Here is a 24,902-nt window from a genome sequence, read left to right as displayed (position 1 = left end):
CCCCAGCTCTGGGCCCACCCCCTCCGCGAGATCGGGACATATGACACCGCGAGATCGGGACATATGACCCGATCTCGCGGCGCATCGGACCGGCCCCAGGATCAGCTCAGACGGTCCGACCGGCCAGGACGTCGGCCACCCAGGCCCGCGCCACGATGAAGTCCTTGTCGCTCGTGCCCGCCGGCACGACGACAGGCCGGGCGTCCAGGCGGGGGTAGGAGCCCAGGAAGCGCACCATGGGGCAGGTGCGGTGCAGCCCGATGAAGGCGGCCTGGACACGCGCCTCGCGGATATGCCCCTCGACGTCGATCGAGAAGCGGTACCTGCCCAGCGACTCGCCCACGGGCCGCGACTCGATGCGCGAGAGGTTGACGCCCCTGGCGGAGAACTGCTCGAGCATGTCGAGCAGCGCGCCGGCGCGGTCGTGCGGGGCCTGGACCATGAGCGTCGTCTTGTCAGCGCCCGTGGGCTCCCCGACCCGTCCCGGCCGCGTCACCTGCACGAAGCGCGTGACGGCGTCGGGGTTGTCGGCCACGCCCCCCGCGAGCACCTCCAGGCCGTAGCGCTGGGCGGCCAACGGGTTGCACAAGGCGGCCTCGAAGGCGAGCGGCTCGTCGGACTCGGCCAGGGCCTGGGCGGGGGCGGAGGTCGATGTGCCGGCCACGTAGGCGGCCTCCGGCAGGTTGTGGCGGACCCAGCCCCGGCACTGAGCCCAGGCGTGGGGGTGGGTGCTGATCGCGCGCACCTCGTCCAAGGTGGTGCCGGGACGAGCCGCCAGGACGAAGGTGACCGGCACGGCGACCTCGGCCGCGATGACCAGGGGCGTGGAGGCTACGAGGTTGTCGAGTGTCGCGTTGACCCCGCCCTCCACGGAGTTCTCGATCGGGACGACGGCGGAGTCCGCGGCCCGCTCGCGCACGCGGTCCAGGGCGGTCGCCACGTCCTGACAGGGGTCGAGCAGGGCGTCGTCGGGGGCCACCTGCTGCAGGGCCATCTCGCAGAAGGTGCCGGAGGGGCCGAGGAAGGCCCAGGTACTCGTCATGGCGGCCAGCGTATCGACAAGCGGGGGGGGCGGTTCGCACCGGGACTGCCCTGCGGACGACGTGCCCCGGGAGCCACGCCCGGAGGCGCCGCCGACGGGGCTGCGGACGGGGCTGCAGATGCACCCTCGGGTCGTGTCGCCGCGCGACCCCGCCCGGGAGCGCCCCGCCGCGCACCGCACCCGGGAACGCACGCGGCCCGAGGAGGCCGTGGGAGGCTGGGTCCATGGGCGACACGATGCGCAAGCGGGACGACCTGCCCGGTGCCACCAGGCTCGAGGCGCAGGGGCTGGCCTGGCTGGCCGAGGCGATGCCCGACGGCGGTGCGCACACCGTGCCCGCCGTCGTAGGCGATGGGTGGATCGACGAGCCCCGACTGGGCCACGCCTCGATCACCCCTCAGGCTGCTGAGGCCTTTGGCCGGGCGCTGGCGGTCACGCACGCGGCCGGTGCGCCTGCCTTCGGTGCCGCGCCGCCGGGGTGGGACGGCAGGACGCAGATGGGGCGCTGCGACATTCGCCTGCAGCCCCATGAGCCCGCCCCCCGGGGCGGCGAGCGCAGCTGGGGCGAGTTCTACGCCGAGGACCGGTTGGCGCCCTATGTGCGCTCCGGATACGACGGCGGGGCGCTCGACCGGGGCCAGGTCCGGCTTCTCGAGACCGTGTGTCGCCGGCTGCGGGACGGGGAGCTGGGGGACGAGCAGCCCGAGCTCGTGCTCCGCGGAGCCCATGAGCGCGAGCAGCGCACCGCCGTGGCGCGCACGCATGGTGACCTGTGGTGCGGCAACGTCCTGTGGGTGTCGCTCGGCGAGGTCGGCTCCTGGGCGCCGCGCCGCGCTGGACTCGGGCCGGAGTGCATTGCCGGCGCTGACCGGGTGCAACAGGACGGCTCGTCCTCCGGGGCTCACCCTGGCAGTGGGGTCGTCGGCGTGCTGATCGACCCGCTGGCCCACGGTGCCCACGCGGAGACCGACCTCGCCGCCCTGGGGGTCTTCGGTCAGCGCCACCTCGACCGAATCGTCGGCGCGTACAACGAGGTCTCGCCCTTAGCGTCCGGCTGGCGCGAGCGGGTGGGCCTGCACCAGCTGCACATCCTCATGATCCACGTCCACCTCTTCGGCGGCGGCTACGGGGACCAGGCCGCATCGGTGGCGCGGCGCTACGCCTGAGCCCGGCGCCGGCTGGACCCGACGGTTCATGCCAGGGGGCGGGGTGGGGACACGGGCTGGGCGACACGGCTCCCGGACCCATCCCCTCCCCGAGATCGGTAGATATGACACCTCGAGATCGGGACATATGACACCTCGAGATCGGGACATATGACACGGCGGGGCGCGGGCCCGACGGTCGGCTCCCTGGTTCTGGGTGGGCCGCAACTGTCAGCACAGAAGAAACATCGTGATGCCGTGGATCGTCGTCGGGCAAGCGGTGGGTCCGGGTGATGGCGATGACGCTACCGGGCACAACGCGCCAGCGGATCACCGCGGATCTCCAAGGCGCGCCACACTGTCATCCGATCGTGCCACCAGGGCTGTGAGGTCGTGCCCCCGCGTGCCCGCCCAGCCCGCGTTCACAACCTCACAGGGAAGTACACCTAGGCTGGGGGTATGGGGTCTCGACGCGGCAGCAGCCACCGGCAGCGCTTCGTGCGGGCGGTCGTCTACGCGATCGTCATCCTGATGGTCCTCGGGCTCGTGGCCACGATGGCCTCGAGCGCCCTGGCCGCACCCCGGCCGACCCCCGCCCCCCAGGCGACCCCGACGCCCCCCGCCGCCTCCGCGCAGGCCTCCGGCCCCACCTCCCCGACCGCCGCCACCGAGCCGACTCCGAACACGACAACCGCCGCCACCGACACCGACGCCACCGACGCTGACACTGCCTCCGGGCCGATCGTCGTGCTCGGCACCACCGGCCTGTCCTGGGCCACCCTGACCGAGCTCGCCGGTTCGCAGGCGAGCACGGCGCAGGCGGCGGCCGCCCGCACCCTTCTCGGTTATGCATCGGCCAACACTCCGGTCAACCTCGTCCAACGCGCGGTCGGGGACGTCACCTGCCCCGCCGACGCCTGGCTGACGATCGGCTCGGGCACGCGCACACGCGCCTCTGCGCCGGGGTCGGACTGCGCCTGGCCCACCTCTTGGACGCAAGCCGTCACGATCTCGCAGGACGCGGGCTACGGCGCGCGGCCGGGCGCCCTGGCCGACGCCCTGGCGCGCGCCGGGGTCTCCACCGCCGCCGTCGGCGACGGCGCCGGGCTGGCCCTGACCTCCTCGGACGGAACCCAACCGGCCGCGGCCCCCACTCTCGGTGATCTCGTGGACGCGGGCCTGCCCGACCTCACTCTCGTCGACCTCGGCTCCGCCGAGGACCCGGCGTCGGCCGTGGTCGAGGCCCTCACCCAGATCCCTCCGGGGGCGCGCGTCCTCGTCGTCTCCCTGGCCGATCCCTCCGACGCCGGCCTCCAGCTCGCCGTCCTCCCGGCCGGATCCGCCTCTGAGCAGGGCGGCTCGGGCGAGCTGCTCATCGGCCCCTCGACCCACCAGGAGGGCCTCCTCCAGCTGACCGACCTCACAGCGAGCCTCCTGGCCGCAACCGGTGCCGCTCAGCAGTCGGGCAGCGACGGCGGACGGGTCGACCTGCCCGCGTCGACCGCGCTGAGCCAGACTTCGCCGAGTCGCACCCCCACCGCCGTGGTCACCGCGCTCGTCGACGACGCAGCCCGCGCCTGGGCCTCGAGGCGGGCCGTCGTCCCGGTCACCCTCGTCATCCTGACCGCGGCGCTCGCCCTCGTGGGGTTGGCCGCCGCGGCTCTGCGACGGCCGCCGGGGGCGGGCCCGGCAGGTGCTCCACCGCAAGGGGCTGGAGCCGACCCGGCGGTCGATCAGGGCCGGTCGGCCCCGCAGGCAGGGGCCCGGCGGGCGGGCGGGGTGCTCCTGCCCGCTGCCTGCGTCGTCGCCGCACTGCCCGCGGGGGTCTGGCTGGCCTCTGCGGTGCCGTGGTGGCGGGCGGGGCAGGCCGGCAGCCCGGCGGCGGCCACTGCGGCAGCGGCCGCGGTCACCATCGCCATGGCGGTGGTCGTCACCGAGGTCTGCGCGGGCGCGGCACGGCTCCTCGACCTCCTGGCCGCCCGGCGGCGCGCAGCAGGCTCCGCGGGGACGGACCCGGCGCGTCCATGGTCGGTCCCCGCGCTCACGACGACCCTTATCGTGTGCGCCTCCCCGGTCCTCCTCCTGGCCGACGCCGCCTGCGGCGCGCCCCTGGGCTTCAACGGGGTGCTGGGAATGGATGCCATCACCGCCGGACGCTTCTACGGCATGTCGAACACCGGCTTCGCCCTGGCCGGGGCCGGGTTGCTCGTCGCCCTCGGCGCCGTCGTCGGGCCGGCAGTCGCGCGCCGCGAGGCTGCGGCGCGGCGGCGGGTGGCTGTGGCCGGTGCGGGGGTGCCGGGCCTGGTTGCGCTCCTCGTCGACGCCTCCCCGCAGATGGGGGCCGACGTCGGAGGCGCGCTGACGCTCATACCCGCCCTGGCAGCCCTCGTCGCGGGGCTGGGCGGTGTCCGTCTGGGGTGGCGCCGGTGGGCGGTCGTCGCCCTGACGGCCGTGGGCACCGTGGGCGCGCTGGCCGTCGCGGACTACGCGGCGGGGTCGCGCACCCACCTGGGGCGCTTCGCCACCCAGGTGCTCGACGGCAGCGCCGGCACGACCGTGGCCCGCAAGGCGACGGCCCTTGTCGCGCCCTTCGTCTCCAGCCCGCTGGCGCTGACGGCGCTGGCGGCGGGGCTGACTGTCCTGGGGGCGTGCGCCTGGTGGCTGACGAGAGCGGTGAGGGAGGCGCGCTCGGGCGACGGGCCGTACGCGTGGCTGGCCCGTCCCGGCGTCCTGGGCCCCTGGGTGGCACCGGTGCTCAAGTCCCTGGCGGTGCTCGTCGTGCTCGAGGTGCTCGTCAACGACTCGGGTGTGGCGATGTTCTGGTTCTCCGCGGCCGCGGCGGTGCCCGGGCTGCTGGCCGTGCTCGGCGCCCGAATCGGCGCGGACGGGGGGCGGCTCGGCCCAGGCAGGGGGCGGCTCGACCCGGACGGGGCCTAGCTCGCTCTGGGGCGTCGGTAACGGCCGCGCCGATCAGTCCGGCCGCACCGGGCCACGGGGACGGGCCGACGCGGGCTGCGCCCCGGGGGAGGGACCGGACCGCGCACCGGGGCGGGGCGGGCCGCTTAGGAGGCGGGGTTCTCGGGCGCCGGCCAGGCCCGGTAGGCGAGGAAGTGCGCTTGGTCGCGGGCGGCGGACTCGAAGACTCGCGCGGGCACCCGCACCCGGCGCAGCCTGCGGGCCGCCACCGCCCGCAGGACGTCGCGGTACTGGGAGGCGCGGTGGAGGCGCCCGGCGGCGTCGTTGCCGGTGACACGGTGGGTGATGTCGCAGGGGACCTCGATGACCGTCTTGCCGGCGACAAGGATGTCGATGGTCAGGCCGACCTCCACGCCCCAGCCCTCGGCGAGCGGCGCGGCGGCCTCGTAGGCCTCGCGGCTCAGACATCGCTGGCCGGACAGGGGCGCGACCGGGGACCAGCCGGTGGCTGTCGCGATCGCCGAGCGGGCGGCACGCACGACCCGGCCACGACCGCCGGCGCCGGCCTGCCGTGGCGGGACGGCGATGGACATGTCGGCGACGCCGTCGACCACCGGCGGGACGAGGTCGGCGCAGGCGGAGGCGGAGTCTCCCAGGTCGGCGTCGACGAAGAGCAGGACGCGGGCGGGCCCGTCCTCGTAGTCGCGCATGGCCACGACGCTGGCACCGGTCTCCATCGCGGAGGCCTTCCCGCGGGAGACCGAGTGGCGCACGGTGACGGCGCCCGCTGCGCGCGCGTGGTCCTGGGTGCCGTCGGTGGAGCCGTCGTCAACGACGACGACGAGGTCGACCCGCGGGATGGCGCGGCAGGCCCTGACGGTCGTCGCGATAAGGTCGGCCTCCTCCTTGGCGGGTATGACCACGGCGACGCGCTGGCTCCCGGGGTGGGGGTCAGGGGACGTCTCAGCGGGCGGCATCGGAGTCACGTATCAAGGGTAATCACAGGAAGTCTCCTACCGGTCACAGGACGGCCTCCGGGGCGTCGCGGTCCGGTCGCGCCACACGCGTCCGCACGGGCGCCAGGAGGAGGCCGCACCACCCCCCAGCGTCCTCCCTGAGCGAAACTGTGTGATCTAGCCGTGATTCCCGCAAGTTCGAGCACAAATTGCAATACAAACGGGGTGTTCGCATGCAGATTTCGTGACAAGGTGTGCCGTGGGACCCGTCAACGGAGCCGGGTTCCGCCCCTGGCCTCTCCAGCGCCGTCCTCCCAGTGCCACCCCCAGCACTGCCCTTCCCGCGAGATCGGGACATATGACACCTCGAGATCGGGACATCTGGCACGCCGACCCCCGGGGATCGTTCGGCGCCAACGCGCCCGGCACCGCCGTCGAGTCCTCCGCCGTTGAGCTCACAGGCTCCGCGGCGGTCGGTACGCGGTCCTCTCCCCCGGCACGACCGCGCGCACGACCCGAGCGGGCACGCCCGCCACCACGGTCATCGGCGGGACGTGCGCGGTGACCACCGCCCCCGCGGCAACGACCGAGCCACGCCCGATGGTCACACCCGGAAGAATGGTGACATTGGCCCCCACCCAGACGTCGTCCTCGATGGTGACGACGGCGGAGAACTGCGCTCCCGTGGCGCGCAGCTCGGGGTCGATCGGGTGACCGGCGGTCGCGACGGTGACATGGGGCCCAAACAGGACGCGGTCGCCGATGCGGATCGCGGCGTCGTCGATGAGGGTGGTGCCGGTGTTGAACCAGCAGCCGGAGCCGATGCTCGTGTGCGACCCGTAGGCGCAGTAGATCGGAGTCTCGAGCCAGGAGCCCTCCCCGAAGGAGGCGAAGAGCTCGCCGGCCAGAGCCAGGCGGAGCTCGGGGTCGCGAATGGTGACGGCGTTGAAACGCTCGACGAGCTCCTTGCCGCGCACGCGCTCCTCTTCCAGTCCCTCCCTGCCCGGGCCGAAGTCCGTGTAGAGCTCGCCTGTGTCGAGGCGACGTCGGGTCTCGGTCTCGTCGAAGACGTACGGGTTGTCCGGGTTGCTCATGGCGCGAGGCTATCCCGGGACGGCCGACGGCGCTGGGACGGCCGGCGCCACGTTCCGACGGTCCGTCAGCGCACTCGGGGTGCCATAAGTCCCGATCTCGGCGTGCCATATGTCCCAATCTCGGGGCGGGTGGGGTCAGACCTCGGGGTGGCGGGCGGCGCGGAGCTGGCTCTCGCGCCACTGCGCCAGGAGGACGGAGGGGCCGCCATCCAGGGAGGTGCCGTGGTGACCGGGCATGTCGAGGGGCTCGTCGGGATCCAGGCCCCGTGCCGCCAGCCCGGCCAGGGCGTCGGGCACGAACTCGCGCCCGGCGGCCACGACCAGGCGCAGGTCGCGCAGAGCGCCCAGCCCTTCGCGCGGGTCTCCGGCGACGGCGATGAGGTCGGCCGCGAAGTCCTCGGCCACGACCCCGTCACCCCGGCGCAGCCGATGGCGGCCGCCGCCCGGGAGGTCGCGGCGAGCAGCACCTCGGCGCGCGGCAGCCCGACCCACTCCATGGCCTCCAGCCCGCCGACGTAACCGCGCTGGGGCACACCGGGGATGCCCGAGTCCCGACCCGCCACGATGCGCACCCCGTGCTCCCACAGCAGCCTGACCGGCGGGGCGAAGGAGTCGTCGCGCTGGAGCATGCGGGGGATGTCGGGGGTGATCGTGCAGTCGACATAGACGCCCGCCTCGGCCATGAGCGCCCCCAGCCGGGGGTCCCACACCGAGCGCCCCGCCTCGGAGATGAAGGAGGCGTGGGCGAGGTAGTCGACCCCGGCGCGCACGGCCCGCTCGATGCCCGTCACCCCGTGGGCGTGGGCGGCCGTCCACCTGCCCAGGCGGTGGGCGTCGTCGAAGAGAATGGTCAGCTCCTCGAGGCTGAACTGGGCGTTCCATGGTGTCGAGCCGCCGGTGGTGAAGCCCCCGGTGGCCATGGCCTTGATGGTGTCGACCCCCATCTTGTGGTGGGTGCGGACCTCGCGGCGGATGTCGTCGGGGCCATCGACCTCGGCGCGGTGGTACCAGGCGTGACCGGCGGTCGTCGTGATCTGGGGGCCCGAGGCGCGCACGCGGGGCCCGCGCAGCTCGCCGGCCTCGATGGCGTCGCGCAGGGCGACGTCGACGTAGTGGCGCGCCCCCAGGCTCTGGACGCTCGTGACTCCTACGCTCAGGAGGTGGCGGGCCGAGCGGGCGGCGTTGAGCGTGAGCCGGGCGACCTCGTGGGGGCCGTAGGCGGGGTACTCGACGTCGGTGTCGGAGCTCGCCAGGTGGGCGTGGGTCTCGATGAGGCCGGGCAGGAGGGTGCAGCCGGGCAGGTCGATGCGGCGGACCTGGGCGGCGGTCGATCCCGCGGCCTCGGCCAGGCGGTCCAGGCGGGCGGCGAGCTCGATGGCCGTTCCCACGGCGAGGATGCGTCCACCCGCGGTGAGGACCGCGCCTCCGCGCCCGGCGGAGCGGGCTGCCGCGAGGTCGGCGGCGGAGGCCGAGGCGGCGGTCGGGACCTCGCCGATGACTTCGAGGGATCCAGGGGCGTCCCCGCGCCGACCGGTCAGCACCCTGTCGGCGGTCAGGAGGTGGAGGGAGTGCCCGTCGAGTCGCTCGCCACCGTCGGTGGGCGGGGTGATCCAGCCGTCGAGCTCACCGGGGGCCGGCGTGGTGGGCTCGGTGGGATAGGCGTCGAAGGCGGGGAATGCGTCGGGAAGGTGCGGGGTGGAGGAGCGGGGCGATGGCATGGCTGGTTCTTACGTGGTGGTCGAGTTCCTGGGGGCCGGGCGAGCTCGGCACGGCCCGGGCCCGAGTCTGGCGCGACGGCGCGGCCGGCGTCCAGCCCACAGGCGGCCGCCCGTCCCAACCCGACGGCGGTCCCCGTGCCGGCGCTGTTCACCCGGCCCTGTCCTCCGACGGCGGTCCCTGCCGGTGACAGTCCGCAGACGCCGAACCGTCTCCCGGTCTGGCGGCGCAGGCCACGGCGACGCGCCGCGCCGCTCCATGCGCCGCCTCCCCGAGCAACCGGCTTTCTCGGCTTAGCATCCCGATATGGCCACCCTGACCCTGACGCATCAGCAGGACCTGGAGCTGCGGTTCAAGGCCGCCTCGACCAGGGACCTCCTCGCCAACGGTCTACGTCTCGTGCGCGACCGGCGGCTGTCGGAGGCGAACAAGGACTCGGTCATGATGACCCTGTCGGCCGGGGTGGGTCGGCTCTACGACCTTGTCCTGGGCCTGCGCGACCTCGACAGGCACGGGCACTGGACGGCGCCTGAGCCGCCCGGGCCCCAGATGCGCGACCTCGCCACCACCCACAGCCGGGTCTTCGGCTACCTCGCCGAGCACGCCGACGCCGACCGCACCGTCGACCGGTGGATCAACCGGGTGGCGGCCGACCCCGTGCTGCCGCCCCTGCTGGCCGCCCTGTCGGTCTACTCCGGCTCCGCGGTGCCGACGTCGCTGGGCTCCGTGGCCTGGGAGGCGGTCATGGACGCAGTGCACCGGGACCCCGGCGTCTCCAGCCGGATGGAGCGCGCCATGGACCTCGACACCGACGAGCTGTGGGCCGCCTACCGCAAGGCCTGGGATGAGCGTCTGGCCCAGGCGGTGGAGATCATCTGGTTCGCGCTCGCCGTGTGCGGGCGCCGCGGCCTGCTCGGTGAGGCCGGGCGGACCTTCGGCCGCGAGATCGTCACCCGCGAGCCCGTTCTGCGCATCGCCGCCTGAGCACCGCCGTCACCGGTCGTGTTCATATGCTGGCGTGGCTGGGCACGAGGCCGACCACCTCGCGCGCGCAGGTCAGGGCACTGCGAGCCACCAAGGATGCCAACGCGAGGATCGGCGACCTCCTGGCTGAGGTCGAGCAGTTCCTTGGTGATGTGGCGACCCTGGGACCGCACGGCCAGAGGGTGCAAGCGGGCTTCGCCCATGCCAGGTCGGCGTAGGAGGACTACTGGCGGCGTCGCGATGCCCTGGCGGGGGCCGCCGACTTCATACGACTGCTTCCGCCCCGCGGCGCACGGGTCGTGAGCGCCGGTGACCTCACCGCCGAGCCCTGGGGGCCTACTCCTCGATCCCGCGCCTCATGGCGGTACTCGACGCCTTGGACGATCCGGCCGGCGGCTGAACGACGGCCCGGGTGCGCGGCGCTGCCACCCAGCCGGCCGCAGGGAGACGGTGGGCCTCGATCCAGGCCTGCCGACCACCGCCACGAGAGTGAGCACTGCCCGGACGGGCAGCGCTATCGTCGGACCGTGGCCACCGACGTCTTCACACCTGCCGCCTCGAAGAAAGAAGCCGTCGCACGCCTCTACGCGATCACAGGCCGGCCGGCAGAGCCACTCGGGCCCGGGAGCAAGGAGAAGAAGTCCGCCCTCACCGCGGTCGCCGACCGACTCGAGCTCGACGTCGACACCACCGCGCCCAAGGACGTCCTTGCACGCCGGTTAGTGGAGACACTCGGCGGACAGTGGCACTCCGTCTACTCCTCGACGGGGCAGACGGTCACCCTCGCCGGGCTCAACACGCTGCTCAACCTGACCGAGACCGAGCTGCGCCGCACGACGGTCAAGGAGCTGCGCGCCGAGGCCGACGCGCTTCCGGACTGGTTCACCCCGGCCCGTGACAAGCTGGAGGCGGTTCGACGCATCTCGGCACTGACCGCCGCCGGCCCCCAGGACCTGGGACCGGGAAGCAAGGAACGCAAGTCCGTGCTGGTCAACCTCGTACGCGACCTGGACCTCGGCCTTGACACCCGGATGTCCAAGACCAAGCTGGGCGGCGCGATCGCTTCGCTGCTCGGGATGCGCTGGGACGACTCCTGCTGGTCGACGGGCGAGACGATCACGCTCAGCGGGCTCAACATGCTCCTCGCCGGTGCCGAGGGCAGAACACTCCACCATCAGCTGCCGTACCAGGACCACATCCGCTACGAGGCTCAGCTGCTCACGACCGCGCTCGCTGCGAGTTGCCCTCCCCTGTGGCGCGGTCGTGACTGCGTCGAGCAGATGCGAGAGAGCGAGTTCCGGCACTGGCGCCAGACCGAGTGGGCGGGATGGTACTTCGAGTTCATTGGCCTTCCTGCGCTCATTGATGCCTTCGGCGGAGAACCTGTGACGGTCGGAAGCACCGAGTTCGACTACCAGAGGCACTTCGTCTGGGACCTGAAGACACACGCGCAGCCCGGGCTCAGCTCACCGGCTGGAGTGGCGGGTCAGACCCTCCTGAACGACAAGGAGGCCATGGAGCGCTGTGTCGATGAGAAGGGCGCACTGGGCTTCCTCGTGCTGTCCGGACGGCCTTCGTTCGAGGGGCTCGCCGACTTCGACTCCTGGCACCGGAACCTTCGCGGCAAGCCGACCTCCTGCTCCCCCAAGCCCCGGCGGCTCAAGACCGCGCTCCACCCCGTCGTCGTTGAGGCCTACGTGTTCGCAGGCACCGGGTCGTTGCAGGAGGCCGGGGATGCCAGGGTGCTGGCCTCGTTCAACCAGGGCCGCCAGACAAGCGGGGCGCGCCGTCGGCCGAAGTACCGGATGGACCTCAGGGCGGCGCGCGAGGCGGGACTGGTCGCGGCGCACTGCGACCTGGGGACGGGTGACTGAGTTCTCGGCGAAACCCCACCGCTGCTCTAGGTTCGTGTCACACCCATGTGCTTAGCTATCCCCATGACGTCACCCTTCACCTACTCCGACCTGTTCGCCGGCATCGGCGGCTTCCACGCTGCCTTGTCCGCCATGGGTGGAGAGTGCGTCTATGCCGTCGAGATCGACAAGGACGCGGCCCGCGTCTACGAGCAGAACTGGGGCATCGACCCGTTGGGGGACATCACCAACGACGCGGGCGACGCAGGAGTCACCGACGCCATCCAGGCTCATGACGTCCTTGCCGCAGGCTTCCCGTGCCAGCCCTTCTCGAAGTCTGGCGCCCAGAAGGGCATGGAGGAGGTCCGCGGCACGCTCTACTTCAACATCCTTCAGATCGTGCACAAGCACCACCCCACCGTGCTGCTCCTGGAGAACGTCCGGAACCTGGCCGGTCCCCGGCACAAGCACGAGTGGGAGGTCATCGTGCGCACCCTCCGCAAAGAGGGGTACCGGGTCTCCTCGACCCCGGCGATCCTGTCGCCCCACCAGATCAGCCCCGAACGTGGCGGTCGGCCGCAGGTGCGGGAACGCGTCTTCATCACTGCGACCTACAACCCCGACGGCATTGGCGAGTCGGAGCCGGAGCCGGTCGCCCGTCCTGGCACTCTCTACGGCGAGGGGGCGACCGCCTGGGACCTGGAGGCCTTCCTGCTTGACGAGGCGGAGGGCTACGAGTTGTCGGAGGCGGAGACCGAGTGGATCAACGCCTGGGACGACTGGGTTGAGCGCTACCGGCGTTACAACCCTGGGCAAAAGCTGCCCGGATTCCCTATCTGGGTCGACGCCTGGCAAACCATCGAGGCCCTGGAGGCTCAGATCGATGCCGGCGAGCACGACGACGTCCCGGCCTGGAAGATGAACTTCCTGCGCAAGAACGCCGAGCTCTACACGCGCAACGAGGCCTGGTGCCGCGCGTGGAAGACGACATCCGGAGTGATGGGCTTCCCGCCCTCCCGCCGCAAGCTCGAGTGGCAGGCCCAGGACCTCGGGTCGCTGTGGGACTGCCTCATGCACTTCCGGCCCTCCGGGCTGCGCGCCAAGCCACCGACCTACGCGCCGGCGCTGGTCGCAATCACGCAGACGAGCATCGTTGGACCACGACGGCGACGGCTTGCTCCACGCGAGACCGCGCGGCTGCAGGGGCTGCCCGACGGGTTCTCCTTCGACGGTCAGCCCGATGCCAAGACGTACAAGCAGCTCGGCAATGGGGTGAACGTCGGCGCCGTGTGGAACATCTTCAAGCTCCACTGCGAGCGCGACCGGGACATCCTGGAGACGACGGAGGCCGGCAGGCGCATTCTTGAGGCAGTGTCCGCCGCACCTGCGAACCCCGAGGCGCCAGTCGCCGCGCTCCTGACACAGTAGGCGCCATGGACGACGAGCCCGAGGACCCCCTGCACGCACCCGAACCCGGGAGGCGCACGCCCGTTGATCCCAGCGTCTCGCAACGGTACGCACGGCTTGCGCGCAGGGACACCAGCCCCGAGATGGCACTTCGCCGGGCCCTGCACGCCACAGGCTTGAGGTTTCGCGTCCAGTACATCGTCCCGGGCCTGCCGCGCCGCAGGGTGGACATCGCCTTCACCCGGTGGAAGGTGGCCGTCCAGGTCGACGGTTGCTTCTGGCACGGGTGCCCGGAACACGGACGCAGGCCCGACCGGAACTCCGAGTGGTGGCAGTGGAAGATCGCGCGCAACCAGGCCCGCGACTCCGACACCGACGCCCGCCTCGCGGAGCTCGGCTGGACCGTCATCCACGTCTGGGAGCATGAGGACACACACCATGCTCAGCACCGCGTGCAAGAGGCGCTGACATCCCGGATGGTTACGAACAAATAACGATAACCCACCCCTTCAGCACCAGCCCCGCAAACCGACCAACCGGCCAAAAAGCAGTGCTACCCTTGGTGCGTATAGGCATCATACCGCGACCGTCCGCTATTGTACAGCCAAATCTCAGAACCCGCTTCAAGGAAGTGCCTCCTTTGCCTTCGCCCTCGCCATCAACCAGCGAAGTGACCGTTCGCCCCGGCGTCGGGATGCTCGCGCTATTCCCCGCCATGAACTATAAGGCTTGGTACGCAATCGGAGAGTTCGTTGACAACGCACTCCAGTCATGGGCGGCCAATCGGCACAGGCTGGTCGAAGCATTCGGAGACGACGCCCACCTTGAAATAGAAGTTCAGTTCAGCGAGACTTCCAACACGATCACCGTCACCGACAACGCAGCAGGAATATCGGAGATCGACATCCCACGGGCTTTCACCCCCGCATCGCCTCCGGCCGACACCAGCGGGCTTTCGCAATTCGGAATCGGAATGAAAAGCGCGGCGACCTGGTACGCAAACGACTTCACTGTCACCACGTCCGCCCTTGACGAGAACGTGCGTCGCACGGTACATTTCGATGTCCCCGCCATCGTCGAGTCAAACAGGTCCACGATTCCGCTATTCGAAGAGCCGGCAGGACCGCTCGAGCACGGGACAACGCTGATTCTGCGCCACCTAAACCAACCAATCCCCAAAGGCAGAACCCTCGGGAAAATACGCGAGTACCTTCAAAGCATATATCGCACATTCATAGCCGACCCTGACGTGACGATCATCGTTCAAGGCAGGAAGTTAGCACCAGTAAATCCAGATCTTCTTACGGCCTCCCGCTGGGACCGGCCGCACGAAGCCCCAGTCGAATGGAAGAAAGACGTCGCCATCACACTGGCGTCCGGGGCAAAAGTCACAGGATGGGCAGGGCTTCTGAAAGATGGGCAGGGCTTCTGAAAAAAGGTCGCGCCAAGCAAGCAGGGTTCGCACTTTTGTATCGCGGAAAAGTGGTCAAAGGTGCAGGCGGGGCGGCGAACGACGCCGAGGACGGATACAAGCCTTACGAAATCTTTGGCGCACCCAACTCGTTCGAGTCGCAGCGTCTTATCGGCGAACTGCACATCGTCAACGTCCCCGTGACCCACACCAAAGATGCTCTTCTATGGGAGGGCAACGATGAGGACACTTTCGTCCGTAAACTCGCAGAGATCCTCAACGCCGAGCCACTTCCGTTGCTCAGTATGGCCAAGGGACATCGCGTCACTGAACGAGGACGCAATGCTCACCAAGCAGTCACTAGAGCCCTCGATGCGGTTGCTCGGTCGATTGAGTCCCCTGTTCCACCGCAATCCTTCGCCACCTCACCACAGGTCGACACCAAGCATTTAGACAACACCAATTTCGCGGAGCCCATAGAGCACACGATCGACTTGTCGACAGTCTCGAGCAGCCTAGTAAATACGAGCATTCGAATCGTGGTTGTAGATGCCCCTCATTCCGCCGATCGATGGATTCGGCTGACACAGGACAACGGATCGCCTCCTCGCGAAAAATGGACTCTCGAAGTGAATCGTTCACATCGTTTTATGCAGTCGTTTGCGAATGTGCCAACCATGGATATGGAGCCGATCATACGTCTCGCCATCGCTTTTGCGCTCGTCCAAACCCGAGCCGAACGCAGTGGGGCACTTGAACCCAGCCTTCTCATTCCGCTACTCAACGACACCGTGAACGGTGCGCTCTCAAGAAGGATAGAACTGTGACACCTCAAACTGCAGGCTGGGAACCGCAGGTCGGCTCGGAAGCAACTGCAATGCTGGAGCGCAGCGGGCTGGAACCCGAGCAACAATCTCAGGTCCTAGGCGGGGCCAAAAGAGTTCTTTCCCGCTGCGTGAGCCCTCACGACTGGAACAGGCGCGAAAAGTCGGCGGAACTTGTCGTCGGCGAGGTACAGAGCGGCAAGACAATGTCGTTCACGGCTCTCACCGCGCTCGCACACGACAATCGATTTCCGCTTGTCATTCTTCTCGCAGGAACAAAGGTAAATCTCATGGAGCAGACGTTCAATCGTCTACATGACGACCTGCAAATGGAAGGCGACGGCGGAATCCCAACGTGGCGGCCACTCAATCTACGAAAAGAACGTGAGCCCAACGACATCGCCTCCCTGATCTCAAGCGCCCGAAAGTCCTCGACGACGACGCATACGACAACCATAGCGGTCGTGCTCAAGAATGCCAAGAACTTAGGGTACGCCAAAGATCTGGTGTCGACGTTGACTCAACAGTGCGGACGGTTTCCTGCACTGATCATCGATGACGAGGGCGATCAGGCTGGACTTAACCTGCTAGCGAAGAAGAGCGAGGAGAGCGCCAGCTATAAGGCGATCCGCGAGCTACGTGATTCACTTCCTCTTCACAGTTACGTGATATATACCGCCACCCCTCAGGCGCCGCTTCTCGTCTCCCTCGAAGACACGGTCTCGCCCCGCACAGTGACTGTACTTCAACACAGTCCAGGGTATGTTGGTGGCGAGGAACTGTTTATTAATCGCAGAAACAGTTTTGTCCGTGCCATCGATGACAATGATGATGCTCTCGACACCTCGCTCCCCACTCCCCCGAAGTCTTTTCAAACCGCATTGGCGACTTTCCTGATCGCGCTCGTGGTCACTCAAGAGCGAGGCAGACCCCGTCCACTTTCGATGCTCATTCATCCGTCGTCAGAGACAGACCTGCACGAGGTGTATGAAACTTGGGTGACCAGCGTTTTACATGATCGCATCCAGATCGCTTTTGATTCCGGTGACCGTATGCTGTTCGAGCAGCTCCGCGACTCGATGTTCCGCGTCGCTTACGATGACCTCGACTCGACCGGCGGCACTACCGTGGGCACTGAGAAACTGTCCCTGGACACCATCCTAGAACATCTCAAGAGTTATCTCGCCTCTATTCGAGTCCGGTCCGTCAACAGTAAGAATGGGGTGGATATCGATTCCCGGGATTGGAGAGGAAGTCCTGGCTGGATTGTCATCGGGGGCGCCAAGCTCGACCGCGGTTTCACGATAGAGAACCTGGCCGTGACTTATATGCCGCGCTCACCGGGAATTAAGAATGCGGACACCATCCAGCAAAGGGGGCGGTTTTTCGGGTATCGCCAGAACTACCTTGACGTCCTGCGCGCCTGGATAAATCCCGAGACAATCGATGTCTACCGGAACTATGTCGAACATGAAAAGACTATGAGAAGTTCGCTTATCGAACTGGACGAGGACGGCAGTTCTCTCGGGACCTGGAGACGTAGTTTTCTTCTCGATGAGAGCATGAATTTGACTCGCTCACAGGTTATTGCACTTGACCTGGATTCACTAAGGATGAGTCGGGGCTGGTTCGTCAAGCAAGAGCATCTTTACATCGAACACATCGGGCCTAGCGACAAGCATCTTGACCTACTGCATCATCTCAAACACGAGGCTTCGGTCGACCCGCGAGATCACCGCAAGGGCCCAGAGAGGCGAAACATGCTGGTTGAGGTCGACTGGAGTACGATTGCGCCTATTCTTGCGGACTGGAACGCGCACTCCGAGGAGCGGACAAGAATCGCGGCATTCATCATGTCGATAAACTCTTTGACGCCGCCACCAAAAGTTGACTTGCTTTTTATGGACAATTTAGAAGTGAGGGATCGCGCGCCTCTGCCGTCGAAAAAGAGTTCAGGGCGGGAGTTTTCCACGTCAAACTCGATAATGGATCACCGCAAAATCGCCAACATTCATCAAGGCCCGAGCCGACCAACACATCACACCGGCTACGCTGGCGACGCGAAGTTTCGTTCGCAGGCTGGTATTACGGTCCAGATTCATTGCATCCAACCAAAGATGAATGACGAGAATTGGGGTCCGCCGGCGTTGGCTCTTGCCCTACATTCACCCGAGGAAGGAACCCGTGTTATTCAGCAGCGCAGGTAGTACCGGCAAGGAGTCATTCAAGCGGTTCGGCGAGGACGACACGCTTGAGTTATAGTGGTCTTTCGTCTGGTTCGATACGAATACGGCGCCCGTAACACACACTGCCGGTCAACCAGCACGCCGGCGGCCGCCGTCGGAGGATGTCCGATGGCGGCCGCCGCGTGACGCTGCACCACATGCCCGGCGCGTCCAACCGGGTGACGACCGATCACGGCGGGCCCCATGCGTCCGGCCGGACCGTCCGTCATGTCCTGTCCGTCGCGCCCTGTCCTCAAGCCACCGACGCCCGGAAGATCTTCTCGACCGTCTCAGCCAGCACGGTGTCGAACTCCTCCTGGCTCTGCCCGTCGGACAACCCGTCGAGCAGGGCGCGCGAGAAGCTGGCGATGAGCCCGGGGTTGCGGGCCAGCCGGGCGTTGGGGTTCTCGCGCTCCTACCCGCCCGACAGCGCCACCACCCGCATGACCCGCGGATGCCCGATCAGCGGGGCGTAGAGGTCGTCGACGCTGGGGGATCGTCACCCTGAGCATGACCTCACGCCCCTCACCCAGGGCGTCCAAGCGCTCAGTGAGCGCGGCGAGCAGCAGATCCTCGGCCAACCTCTGGTCGACCTTGCGGAAGGGCACGACCCGCTTGACCTCCCAGAGGTACTCGGCGGTCGGACGCCCCTCGATCCGGCCATCCATCGTCCGCTCGAAGAGGATGGCACCGAGAACCCCGGCCCGTGCCGCATCCGTTCAGCCTGCTGCGCGTTCACGCTCTCTGTCCTCGGCTGCTCATGATGACCTTCCGCGCCGGGCCGAGGCTCCACCGACCCACCCCCTCTCGTAGGATGTGGACCACAGCAAGGACGCACCCGAACCAGGAGGGACCGTGAACGCCGTCGACTCCGACGCAACCGGTACCGTCACACAGCCCGCCACACCCGCCCAGGACGCCGGCGCCACCAGCACCACCGCCACCTCCGCCACCCGCGCGCCGACCGTCGACGCCGTCGCTGAAGTCGATGAAGTCGAGGCCATCGACGTCATCGACACCCACACGGCGGGCGAGCCCACCCGCGTCATCACCGGGGGCCTGCCCGAGATCCGGGGCGAGACGATGGCCCAGCGCAAGGAAGACTTGCGCGACCGCCTCGACCACCTGCGCACCGCCGCGATATGCGAGCCACGCGGGCACGCCGACATGTTCGGCTCGGTCATTCTGCCTCCCTGCCTGCCCGAGGCCGACCTCGGCGTCGTCTTCATGGACGGGGGCGGCTACCTCAACATGTGCGGTCACGGCACCATCGCCACCGTGACCGCCGCACTGTCCACGGGGATCATCGAGGCGCGCGAGCCGGTCACCCCGGTCGTCCTCGACACCCCAGCCGGAATCGTGCACACCGAGGCCCGCGTCGAGGGCTCCCGGGTCTGCTCGGTCTCCTTCACCAACGTGCCCGCCTTTGTCGAGCGCCTCGACGTGCGCACCGAGGTCGAAGGGCTGCCGGTTGTCCTTGACATCGCCTTCGGCGGCAGCTTCTTCGCGATCGTGCGCGCCCGCGAGCTCGGCGTGCGGGTGCGCCCCGAGGACCTGCCCCTCCTGCGCCGTCGGGCCCTGCTCCTGCGCGAGCGCCTCAACGCCGAGATCGCCGTGCGCCACCCCCTGCAACCCCACATCGCCAGCGTCGACCTCGTCGAGGTCTACGAGGAGACGCCCGAGGGGGTGCGCAACGTCGTCGTCTTCGGCCGCGGCCAGGTCGACCGCTCCCCGTGCGGCACCGGCACCTGCGCCAAGCTCGCCGTCCTCCACGCCCGCGGCCGCCTGGCGGTGGGCGACGAGCTCTCCCACGAGTCGATCCTGGGCACGCGCTTCCGCGGGGAGATCCTGGGCACGACGACGGTGACCGACCGCCCCGCCATCATCCCGCGGATCACCGCGGCGGCCCACATCACCGCGTTCAACCGGCTCGTCCTGGACCCGCACGACCCGCTGCGCCACGGCTTCGTCCTGCAGTAGAGCGGCCCCGCCACGCAGCGCCCTGGCAAGGGCCTAGCATGACGTCGAGGCACCGCACACGTCGCGTCACACCCGTCCCATTCGCCGCACCCGACCCAGCCCGTCCCGTCGTACCCATCCGCCGCACCGTCCCAACCCGTCGCACCCTCGGATCAGAGAACGCCCATGCCCTGTCATGACGACCTCGGCCGCACCCACCTGGTACCTGCGGGTGGCCGCCGGCAACGCCATCCCCCGCGTGTTCCTCGGCACGACCCTGCGTCAGCTCGGCATGCGCGGCCGCCGGTGGGTCAACTTCGGGCGCGTCGACCAGGGCGGGCCCGAGCGCCGTCGGGCGCACCTGGCCAGGACGGCGCGCCTGGCGGCCCAGCCCGCGCCGAGCCGCGCCGTCAGAGGTTGACCTGGCGGGAGATGATGCCGGCCTTGGCGCGCCGGGCGGCGGCGTCCAGCGGGGAGTCGTCGGCCAGGGCCGCCTCGAGGCGCTCGCCCATGGCGCGCATCGGGGCGGTCAGATCCTCGGCCTCGGTGCCCGGGTTGAGCTCCCACACCGGGATCGCCAAGCCGCAGGCGCGGAAGGCGCCGATGAACCGCGCCCCCTCCTCCAGGTCGGACTGCCGGGCGGCATGCACGCGGGCGAAGGCGTCGAAAAAGACGTCCTCGTCGTCGCCGCGCACCCACCGGACGAACTCCTTGCCGTTCATGCGGCACCAGTAGGCGTGGTCGACGCCGGGGACCGGCACCGTCGGGGCGAGCTCGTCCTTGACCTCCTCGATGGTGCGCCGCGCCTCGGGGTTGGCGGCCGCCTCCGCGTCGAGCCAGAAGTCGAAAGTGTCCGACACGGTGACCACCGGAGTGACGGCGGGGTCGAGGATGTCCTGAAGCCGCGGCCCCGGCTCGGGCAGGCCGTTCATAACCAGGCCGGAGCCCTTCTCAAGCTCGAGGGCCGACAGCAGCGCGGCGGCCACGTCACGGCTGGCGTCACCGGAGTGCATGGAGGTCTGGAGGGCGACGAGCACCTCGCCGTCGGCGCGTCGGAGCGCCGGGATGATGTCGGGCAGGAGGGTGACGAGCCGGACCTGCGCCCCGCCGTAATCCTCAGCCAGGCGCACGCTCGCCGAGGCGGCCGGGATGATCTGCATCATCGCGACCAGGTCCTCCTCGTTCACGATGCCCTCGAAGGGGCGCGCGACGAAGGGGATCTGCTGCTTCTTGGGGGCCTTGTCGGCCGAACGGCGCGGCTGGCGCTTCTTCTTCGACATGACCGCCACCCTACCGGGCCCCACACCACTCCCTGCGCCCCCACTCCCCCACCGCCCCTCACCGCTCACCCGCCGCTCCCCACCGCGAGATCGGGACATATGACACCTCGAGATCGGGACATATGACACGGTGGCGCGAGGACATGAGGATCTCCGGCACACCGACGGCGCTCCGGTCCGCGACAGTCGGCGGCCCACCGCGCCCACCACCCCAGCCGCCGTCGGCTGTCAACGCTACTGTCCACCTACTGTCAAAGGGCTTAACAGCAGGCGACAGCCCCGGACCATCAGGACCTCTGAACGACCCAGGTTGCTCGAGGATCCTGGGGCGAGTGGCCCCTGCGCTCGACAACACCCTGCTCACGAAGACTTTTAAGCCGTTTGAGGACAGTCTGTCGGCTCACCCCGATCGCCGAGGCGATGTCAGACGTCCCGAGAGGGCCGACAGAGCGCAGCAGAGCCACGATCTCCGCAGCTTCTTTTCCCAGCCCCTCGGGGTCGAGCCCGGCAATCCTCGTGGCGGCGTCGAGTCGAAGAATGACGCTGGTTGCAGTCTGCTGGTAGAGCGGATCCGCCAGCCCCGATTGCCGCATCATTCCCACCATGCGCCGGATTCCTTCACCCAGTTCCTGCGCATAACCCAAGTCGGCGCAAACCCTTGCGATCCGCGGGTTTCTCGCATATCTGGCGACTTCCAGCGGACGATCGGGGCTGACGAAGCCAGGGAACCTCCCCGGGGACGAGACCTCGATCCGATGCGGAAAGATCGAGACCCTGATGTGGTCACCCGCCATGGAGTACGAGCGGTGAATTACCGCGTTGACAACGGCTTCCAACCATGCCTCCCTCGGGATGACATCGATGCTACCGAAGCGGCCATCGGGCCTGAGCGCACGCCGCCGCGGCGCCCACTGGTCCACCAGCGCAGTGGCGGCATCCAGCATCGTCGGGATCGGGCCCTCGAGCCGCCGATCACCATCAGCGACCATCGTCTGACGAGAGCCCTCGCCGACTTCGTCGGACTGGTACCTCAGCACTCTCACGACAGCCTGCGGCAGGTAGCGCTGCGGCCTGTCGGCCAGCAGGAGCAGGCCCGCGATATTGAGCCGGTCATCAGCCGTCACCAGACTCCTCGCACGCAGGACATGCAACACATCTCCTTCGGCCCCGATCGCCTCTTGGAGCCGGAAGACATGAGCGCCGTCGACCGCGTCGGTCCCGGCTGGTGCCGGCTGTGCCTCATAACTGTCCGCCTCACGATCGTAAACGAGTTCCTGCCAGGCGGAACGACTGAGCCTGATTGTTGAGTCGCCCGCGCGCACGAAAGCCTCGCCGTCCGTCCTCTGGTGCGCATGCTGACTGGGACTCACAACGAAAAGTAGAACGTGGTCCTCCTCCTGACGATCGTTGACCACCTCAACCTCGTCAATGCGCATCAGGATCGGGGGCTCGATCAGTTCCAGCGGAACACGACGAAGCCGGTTGACCTGCTTCAGGTCCGAATCCACCCCCTCCACACGCCCCTCGCTCAATCCGACGACGACGCTCCCGCCCTCGGCGTTCGCCATGCCAATGATGGCAGCCGCGAGCGCCTTCTGGGCCACCCTCGTGGACTTGCGCTCGAACCACTGAGACTCTGGCATGGCCGCAAGATGCCGCCCTCGCTCCGACCTCGACAGCGCTCGCACTGCAGCAGCATCCATTTTCACGGTTCTACTGTAAACTAGTTGACAGTAGTTGTCAGTAGCGCAACAGCCCGCTCGACCGCTCGATCCGCAGACGACAGGCCACTCCAGACTTGCGCCACCACCCCAGACGCCATCGGCTGTCAACGCTACTGTCGCCTACTGTCAAAGGGCTTGACGGTGAGCCTGTCTCACCAGAGGGTGGGGGATCGTTGGGGTGGTGCGGGAAGGTGGGTGTGTCGTAGGCGGGTGCAGGCGGGGCTGTCGGTCCGCATGGGTTGGGCGTTGGGGGGAGTCTCGCGCGGGTGTCCTGTCGCGCGACTCTTGACGTACCGGCTGCCGCCAGTGGGGGCTCGCGGTGGCCGGCCGAGCGCCGCCGGGCCCCGCTGGCGACCCGGTCGGAGACCAGTCGGCAGGACGTCGCGTTCGTACCTTGTGCTCCCAGATCGCACCATCAAGGTCCGGACTGGTGGCAGAAGGTGCGAACACGGCGGGGACCAGCCCGGCGCCGCTCAGACGCTCAGAACTGAGAGCTGGACCCGGCCCCGGAAAAGCTACCACCGCCGTACGACCCGCCCCCGCCGCCGAAGGAGGACGAGGACGACGACGGCTTCGTGTAGGACGAGGCCGAGGAGTACCCGGTCACCAGGCCCGCCACGGGGGCAAAGCTGGACGAGGAGCCCACGCCACTGGGCAGCCCGTCAGCAGACCCTCCCGCGGAGGAGGGGTTGAGCCGGATCGTCGAGGACGGCGAGTACTTCCCGCGGCCCGACGCCGACTGCCAGACACCGGAGTACACGATGCTCTTGAGTCCGTCCTCCGACGAGTCCCGGTAGCGCCTGCGCCGCTCCTCGGCGTCGGCGGAGGTGTCTGCGTCCAGGGCGCGCCTGGCCAGGCTGCGCACGCGCTCCCGAATCTCGTTCGACATCTCATCGAGAGTGTCGAGGGCCGCTGAGGGTGTCATCTCGCGCGCCTGGAGGGCCGTCGTCGTCATGTCGAGCCGCTGACGCTGAGCGCTGATCCAGGACCGCTCCTCCGCGGTGCTCAGGCCCACGTCATGGCTGTCGACGGAATCGAGCATCTCGTCCATGGCGCCCAGGTCCTCCAGCACCGGCCCCTTCTCGTTCTCCCAGGCCTCGGGCCAGGTCGAGGACATCGTGAGCAGCGCCGAGGCATGGGCGATCGTGTCGTCCAGGGAGTCCAGCTCGCCGGCTCGGCGCTGGAGATCCTTGGTGCGGCGGGGCATGTTCATGGCGAACCAGGCTGCGCCGCGGGGACTCCCGAATTCGTTGAAGGCTGCGGTCAACTCGTGGTACTGCTTCTGGAACCACTCGAAGCGGACGAGCACCTGGGCGCCGTGCGGCTCGTCGGCCGGGATTGTGCGCGCCAGGAGCTCGGTCGACTCCCAGTCATCGGTCACCGAGGAGTAGTGACGCTGGGCGGCGGCGAAGCGACGGCCTGCCAGGATCCTCCCGACGACGATCGTCACGAGCCAGCCGGCTCCTCCGAGCATCGCGACCGCGGGCAGGACGATTCGCTTGAACACCGACGGCACGGGTCGCCCAACGACCTCGGCCGACTTCTCGGCCATATGCTCCAGGCCGCCCGCCCAGTCCCCGGCACGGAAGGCGTCCTTGCCCGCCTCCTGGATGTCCTCCTGGAGCGACAGGTCGACCTTGACGTCCTCACCGAAGTAGGTGCCTACCCAGCGGCCATCCGGCGAGACCGCCAGGACGACGAGCCCATCGGCCCAGTAGTTGGGGTCGGCTGCGCTGATCCAGTCCGGCTCGTTGCGCCGGGCCCACTCCAGCACGGCGGCGTTGAAGTTCTCGCTGATCTCGGCGCCGGGCAACGTGAGGACCTCGAGGTCGACCTCTTTACGGAACTCCAGAGAGGCCAGGGAGTCCTCGACTGCCTCGACCTGGAGGACGCCGGCCTCGTCGTGGACCTCCACCGTGGGCTCGTAACGGGCCCCGAAGGGCTGGAGGACCATGAGGGGCAGGGAGCCGATGAGGGCCAGACAGGTGAGGACCTTGGCGCTCAGGCTGAGGACGGCGCGAGAACCGCCGAGAGACTGGATGAATCCACCAGATCGCATGGCTCCGCCTTTCGCATCGGGTTCGGGTGCCGCAAGCCTAGTAGCCCGCGCCACTCGTCGAGACACTCAGCCTGGGCACTCCTCCCCATGTCGCCGCCCCACCGCGAGATCGGGACTTGTTGCACCTCGAGTTCGCCGCATCTGGCGGCTCCGACAACGGGGTGTCGGGTGCGGTGGACGGCGGTTCCCGGGCTCCGGACCCGCCGTGTCATATGTCCCGATCTCGAGGTGCCATATGTCCCGATCTCGCGGAAGGGGGGTGCCCCTATGTGGTGTGTCAAGCGGCTGTGGGTAGTTTCGTGGCTGG

General features: G+C 68.7%; 19 protein-coding genes. 12 read left to right on the top strand and 7 right to left on the bottom strand.

Annotated elements, in window-relative coordinates; genetic code table 11:
- Positions 1-106: 106 nt before the first annotated feature.
- On the bottom strand, positions 107-1,042 hold the full coding sequence (pheA, locus tag Q4C85_RS03630) for a prephenate dehydratase (RefSeq protein ID WP_303139653.1): 936 nt from the start codon (positions 1,040-1,042) through the stop codon (positions 107-109).
- A gap of 224 nt (positions 1,043-1,266) precedes the next feature.
- On the opposite strand from pheA, the gene Q4C85_RS03625 reads away from it, so the two are divergent.
- Both Q4C85_RS03625 and Q4C85_RS03620 read left to right on the top strand, forming a co-directional pair.
- Positions 1,267-2,208 carry a fructosamine kinase family protein gene (locus Q4C85_RS03625; RefSeq protein ID WP_303139651.1) on the top strand — a complete coding sequence of 314 codons (942 nt, stop codon included), beginning with the start codon at positions 1,267-1,269 and terminating at the stop codon, positions 2,206-2,208.
- Between the two features lie 438 nt (positions 2,209-2,646).
- Positions 2,647-5,124: a hypothetical protein gene (locus Q4C85_RS03620; RefSeq protein WP_303139649.1), complete on the top strand. Its 2,478-nt coding sequence runs from the start codon at positions 2,647-2,649 to the stop codon at positions 5,122-5,124.
- Between the two features lie 125 nt (positions 5,125-5,249).
- On the opposite strand, the gene Q4C85_RS03615 is transcribed toward Q4C85_RS03620, so the two are convergent.
- From Q4C85_RS03615 to Q4C85_RS03605, 3 genes are all read right to left on the bottom strand, one after another.
- Positions 5,250-6,080, bottom strand: coding sequence for a glycosyltransferase (locus Q4C85_RS03615; RefSeq protein WP_303139789.1), 831 nt, complete (start codon positions 6,078-6,080; stop codon positions 5,250-5,252).
- Between the two features lie 434 nt (positions 6,081-6,514).
- On the bottom strand, positions 6,515-7,153 hold the full coding sequence (locus tag Q4C85_RS03610; protein WP_303139648.1) for a sugar O-acetyltransferase: 639 nt from the start codon (positions 7,151-7,153) through the stop codon (positions 6,515-6,517).
- A 65-nt stretch (positions 7,154-7,218) separates the two neighbouring features.
- On the bottom strand, positions 7,219-8,871 hold the full coding sequence (locus Q4C85_RS03605; protein ID WP_303139645.1) for an amidohydrolase family protein: 1,653 nt from the start codon (positions 8,869-8,871) through the stop codon (positions 7,219-7,221).
- Positions 8,872-9,175: 304 nt separating this feature from the next.
- On the opposite strand from Q4C85_RS03605, the gene Q4C85_RS03600 reads away from it, so the two are divergent.
- The 10 genes from Q4C85_RS03600 (at position 9,176) to Q4C85_RS03555 (ending at position 19,953) form a co-directional block, all read left to right on the top strand.
- A complete protein-coding gene (locus Q4C85_RS03600; RefSeq protein WP_303139643.1) occupies positions 9,176-9,853 on the top strand; it encodes a hypothetical protein in 678 nt (225 codons plus the stop codon).
- Between the two features lie 527 nt (positions 9,854-10,380).
- Positions 10,381-11,727: a hypothetical protein gene (locus Q4C85_RS03595; RefSeq protein WP_303139640.1), complete on the top strand. Its 1,347-nt coding sequence runs from the start codon at positions 10,381-10,383 to the stop codon at positions 11,725-11,727.
- Positions 11,728-11,790: 63 nt separating this feature from the next.
- A complete protein-coding gene (dcm, locus tag Q4C85_RS03590) occupies positions 11,791-13,134 on the top strand; it encodes a DNA (cytosine-5-)-methyltransferase (RefSeq protein WP_303139638.1) in 1,344 nt (447 codons plus the stop codon).
- 5 nt (positions 13,135-13,139) lie between these two features.
- Positions 13,140-13,607, top strand: coding sequence for a very short patch repair endonuclease (locus Q4C85_RS03585; RefSeq protein ID WP_303139635.1), 468 nt, complete (start codon positions 13,140-13,142; stop codon positions 13,605-13,607).
- 176 nt (positions 13,608-13,783) lie between these two features.
- Positions 13,784-14,545, top strand: a complete 762-nt coding sequence (locus Q4C85_RS03580) for an ATP-binding protein (RefSeq protein ID WP_303139632.1) — start codon at positions 13,784-13,786, stop codon at positions 14,543-14,545.
- Positions 14,509-15,351: a hypothetical protein gene (locus Q4C85_RS03575; RefSeq protein ID WP_303139629.1), complete on the top strand. Its 843-nt coding sequence runs from the start codon at positions 14,509-14,511 to the stop codon at positions 15,349-15,351. Before Q4C85_RS03580 ends, Q4C85_RS03575 begins: the two co-directional genes overlap by 37 nt.
- Positions 15,348-17,555, top strand: coding sequence for a Z1 domain-containing protein (locus Q4C85_RS03570; RefSeq protein ID WP_303139627.1), 2,208 nt, complete (start codon positions 15,348-15,350; stop codon positions 17,553-17,555). Before Q4C85_RS03575 ends, Q4C85_RS03570 begins: the two co-directional genes overlap by 4 nt.
- A gap of 161 nt (positions 17,556-17,716) precedes the next feature.
- The gene (locus Q4C85_RS03565) at positions 17,717-18,049 is read left to right on the top strand and encodes a hypothetical protein (protein WP_303139624.1); all 333 of its coding nucleotides are present in this window, start codon (positions 17,717-17,719) and stop codon (positions 18,047-18,049) included.
- Positions 18,050-18,428: 379 nt separating this feature from the next.
- Positions 18,429-19,553, top strand: coding sequence for a proline racemase family protein (locus tag Q4C85_RS03560; RefSeq protein WP_303139621.1), 1,125 nt, complete (start codon positions 18,429-18,431; stop codon positions 19,551-19,553).
- 175 nt (positions 19,554-19,728) lie between these two features.
- Positions 19,729-19,953, top strand: a complete 225-nt coding sequence (locus Q4C85_RS03555; protein WP_303139618.1) for a hypothetical protein — start codon at positions 19,729-19,731, stop codon at positions 19,951-19,953.
- Here the strand turns inward: Q4C85_RS03555 and Q4C85_RS03550 are convergent.
- From Q4C85_RS03550 to Q4C85_RS03540, 3 genes are all read right to left on the bottom strand, one after another.
- Positions 19,943-20,812 (bottom strand): DUF5926 family protein, encoded by an 870-nt coding sequence (locus Q4C85_RS03550; RefSeq protein ID WP_303139616.1) that lies wholly within the window; start codon positions 20,810-20,812, stop codon positions 19,943-19,945. The two genes, Q4C85_RS03555 and Q4C85_RS03550, sit on opposite strands and share 11 nt — an antisense overlap.
- Positions 20,813-21,099: 287 nt before the next feature.
- Positions 21,100-22,455, bottom strand: coding sequence for an ATP-binding protein (locus tag Q4C85_RS03545; RefSeq protein ID WP_303139613.1), 1,356 nt, complete (start codon positions 22,453-22,455; stop codon positions 21,100-21,102).
- 562 nt (positions 22,456-23,017) lie between these two features.
- On the bottom strand, positions 23,018-24,595 hold the full coding sequence (locus Q4C85_RS03540; RefSeq protein ID WP_303139610.1) for a DUF5129 domain-containing protein: 1,578 nt from the start codon (positions 24,593-24,595) through the stop codon (positions 23,018-23,020).
- Positions 24,596-24,902 lie beyond the last annotated feature (307 nt).

The organism is Actinomyces sp., assembly GCF_030524025.1.
GTDB lineage: Bacteria > Actinomycetota > Actinomycetes > Actinomycetales > Actinomycetaceae > Actinomyces.
The sequence above is the reverse complement of the archived record's forward strand: the minus strand, read 5'-3'. Positions and strand labels throughout refer to the sequence as shown.

What these genes read in the sequence shown, in the direction of transcription:
- Q4C85_RS03585 (WP_303139635.1), top strand. Translation starts at nt 13,140, where the DNA reads ATGGACGACGAGCCCGAGGACCCCCTGCACGCACCCGAACCCGGGAGG.
- Q4C85_RS03545 (WP_303139613.1), bottom strand. Translation starts at nt 22,455, where the DNA reads ATGCCAGAGTCTCAGTGGTTCGAGCGCAAGTCCACGAGGGTGGCCCAG.
- Q4C85_RS03540 (WP_303139610.1), bottom strand. Translation starts at nt 24,595, where the DNA reads ATGCGATCTGGTGGATTCATCCAGTCTCTCGGCGGTTCTCGCGCCGTC.
- dcm (WP_303139638.1), top strand. Translation starts at nt 11,791, where the DNA reads ATGACGTCACCCTTCACCTACTCCGACCTGTTCGCCGGCATCGGCGGC.
- Q4C85_RS03620 (WP_303139649.1), top strand. Translation starts at nt 2,647, where the DNA reads ATGGGGTCTCGACGCGGCAGCAGCCACCGGCAGCGCTTCGTGCGGGCG.
- pheA (WP_303139653.1), bottom strand. Translation starts at nt 1,042, where the DNA reads ATGACGAGTACCTGGGCCTTCCTCGGCCCCTCCGGCACCTTCTGCGAG.
- Q4C85_RS03610 (WP_303139648.1), bottom strand. Translation starts at nt 7,153, where the DNA reads ATGAGCAACCCGGACAACCCGTACGTCTTCGACGAGACCGAGACCCGA.
- Q4C85_RS03625 (WP_303139651.1), top strand. Translation starts at nt 1,267, where the DNA reads ATGGGCGACACGATGCGCAAGCGGGACGACCTGCCCGGTGCCACCAGG.
- Q4C85_RS03550 (WP_303139616.1), bottom strand. Translation starts at nt 20,812, where the DNA reads ATGTCGAAGAAGAAGCGCCAGCCGCGCCGTTCGGCCGACAAGGCCCCC.
- Q4C85_RS03600 (WP_303139643.1), top strand. Translation starts at nt 9,176, where the DNA reads ATGGCCACCCTGACCCTGACGCATCAGCAGGACCTGGAGCTGCGGTTC.
- Q4C85_RS03555 (WP_303139618.1), top strand. Translation starts at nt 19,729, where the DNA reads ATGACGACCTCGGCCGCACCCACCTGGTACCTGCGGGTGGCCGCCGGC.
- Q4C85_RS03615 (WP_303139789.1), bottom strand. Translation starts at nt 6,080, where the DNA reads ATGCCGCCCGCTGAGACGTCCCCTGACCCCCACCCCGGGAGCCAGCGC.
- Q4C85_RS03605 (WP_303139645.1), bottom strand. Translation starts at nt 8,871, where the DNA reads ATGCCATCGCCCCGCTCCTCCACCCCGCACCTTCCCGACGCATTCCCC.
- Q4C85_RS03575 (WP_303139629.1), top strand. Translation starts at nt 14,509, where the DNA reads ATGGGCAGGGCTTCTGAAAGATGGGCAGGGCTTCTGAAAAAAGGTCGC.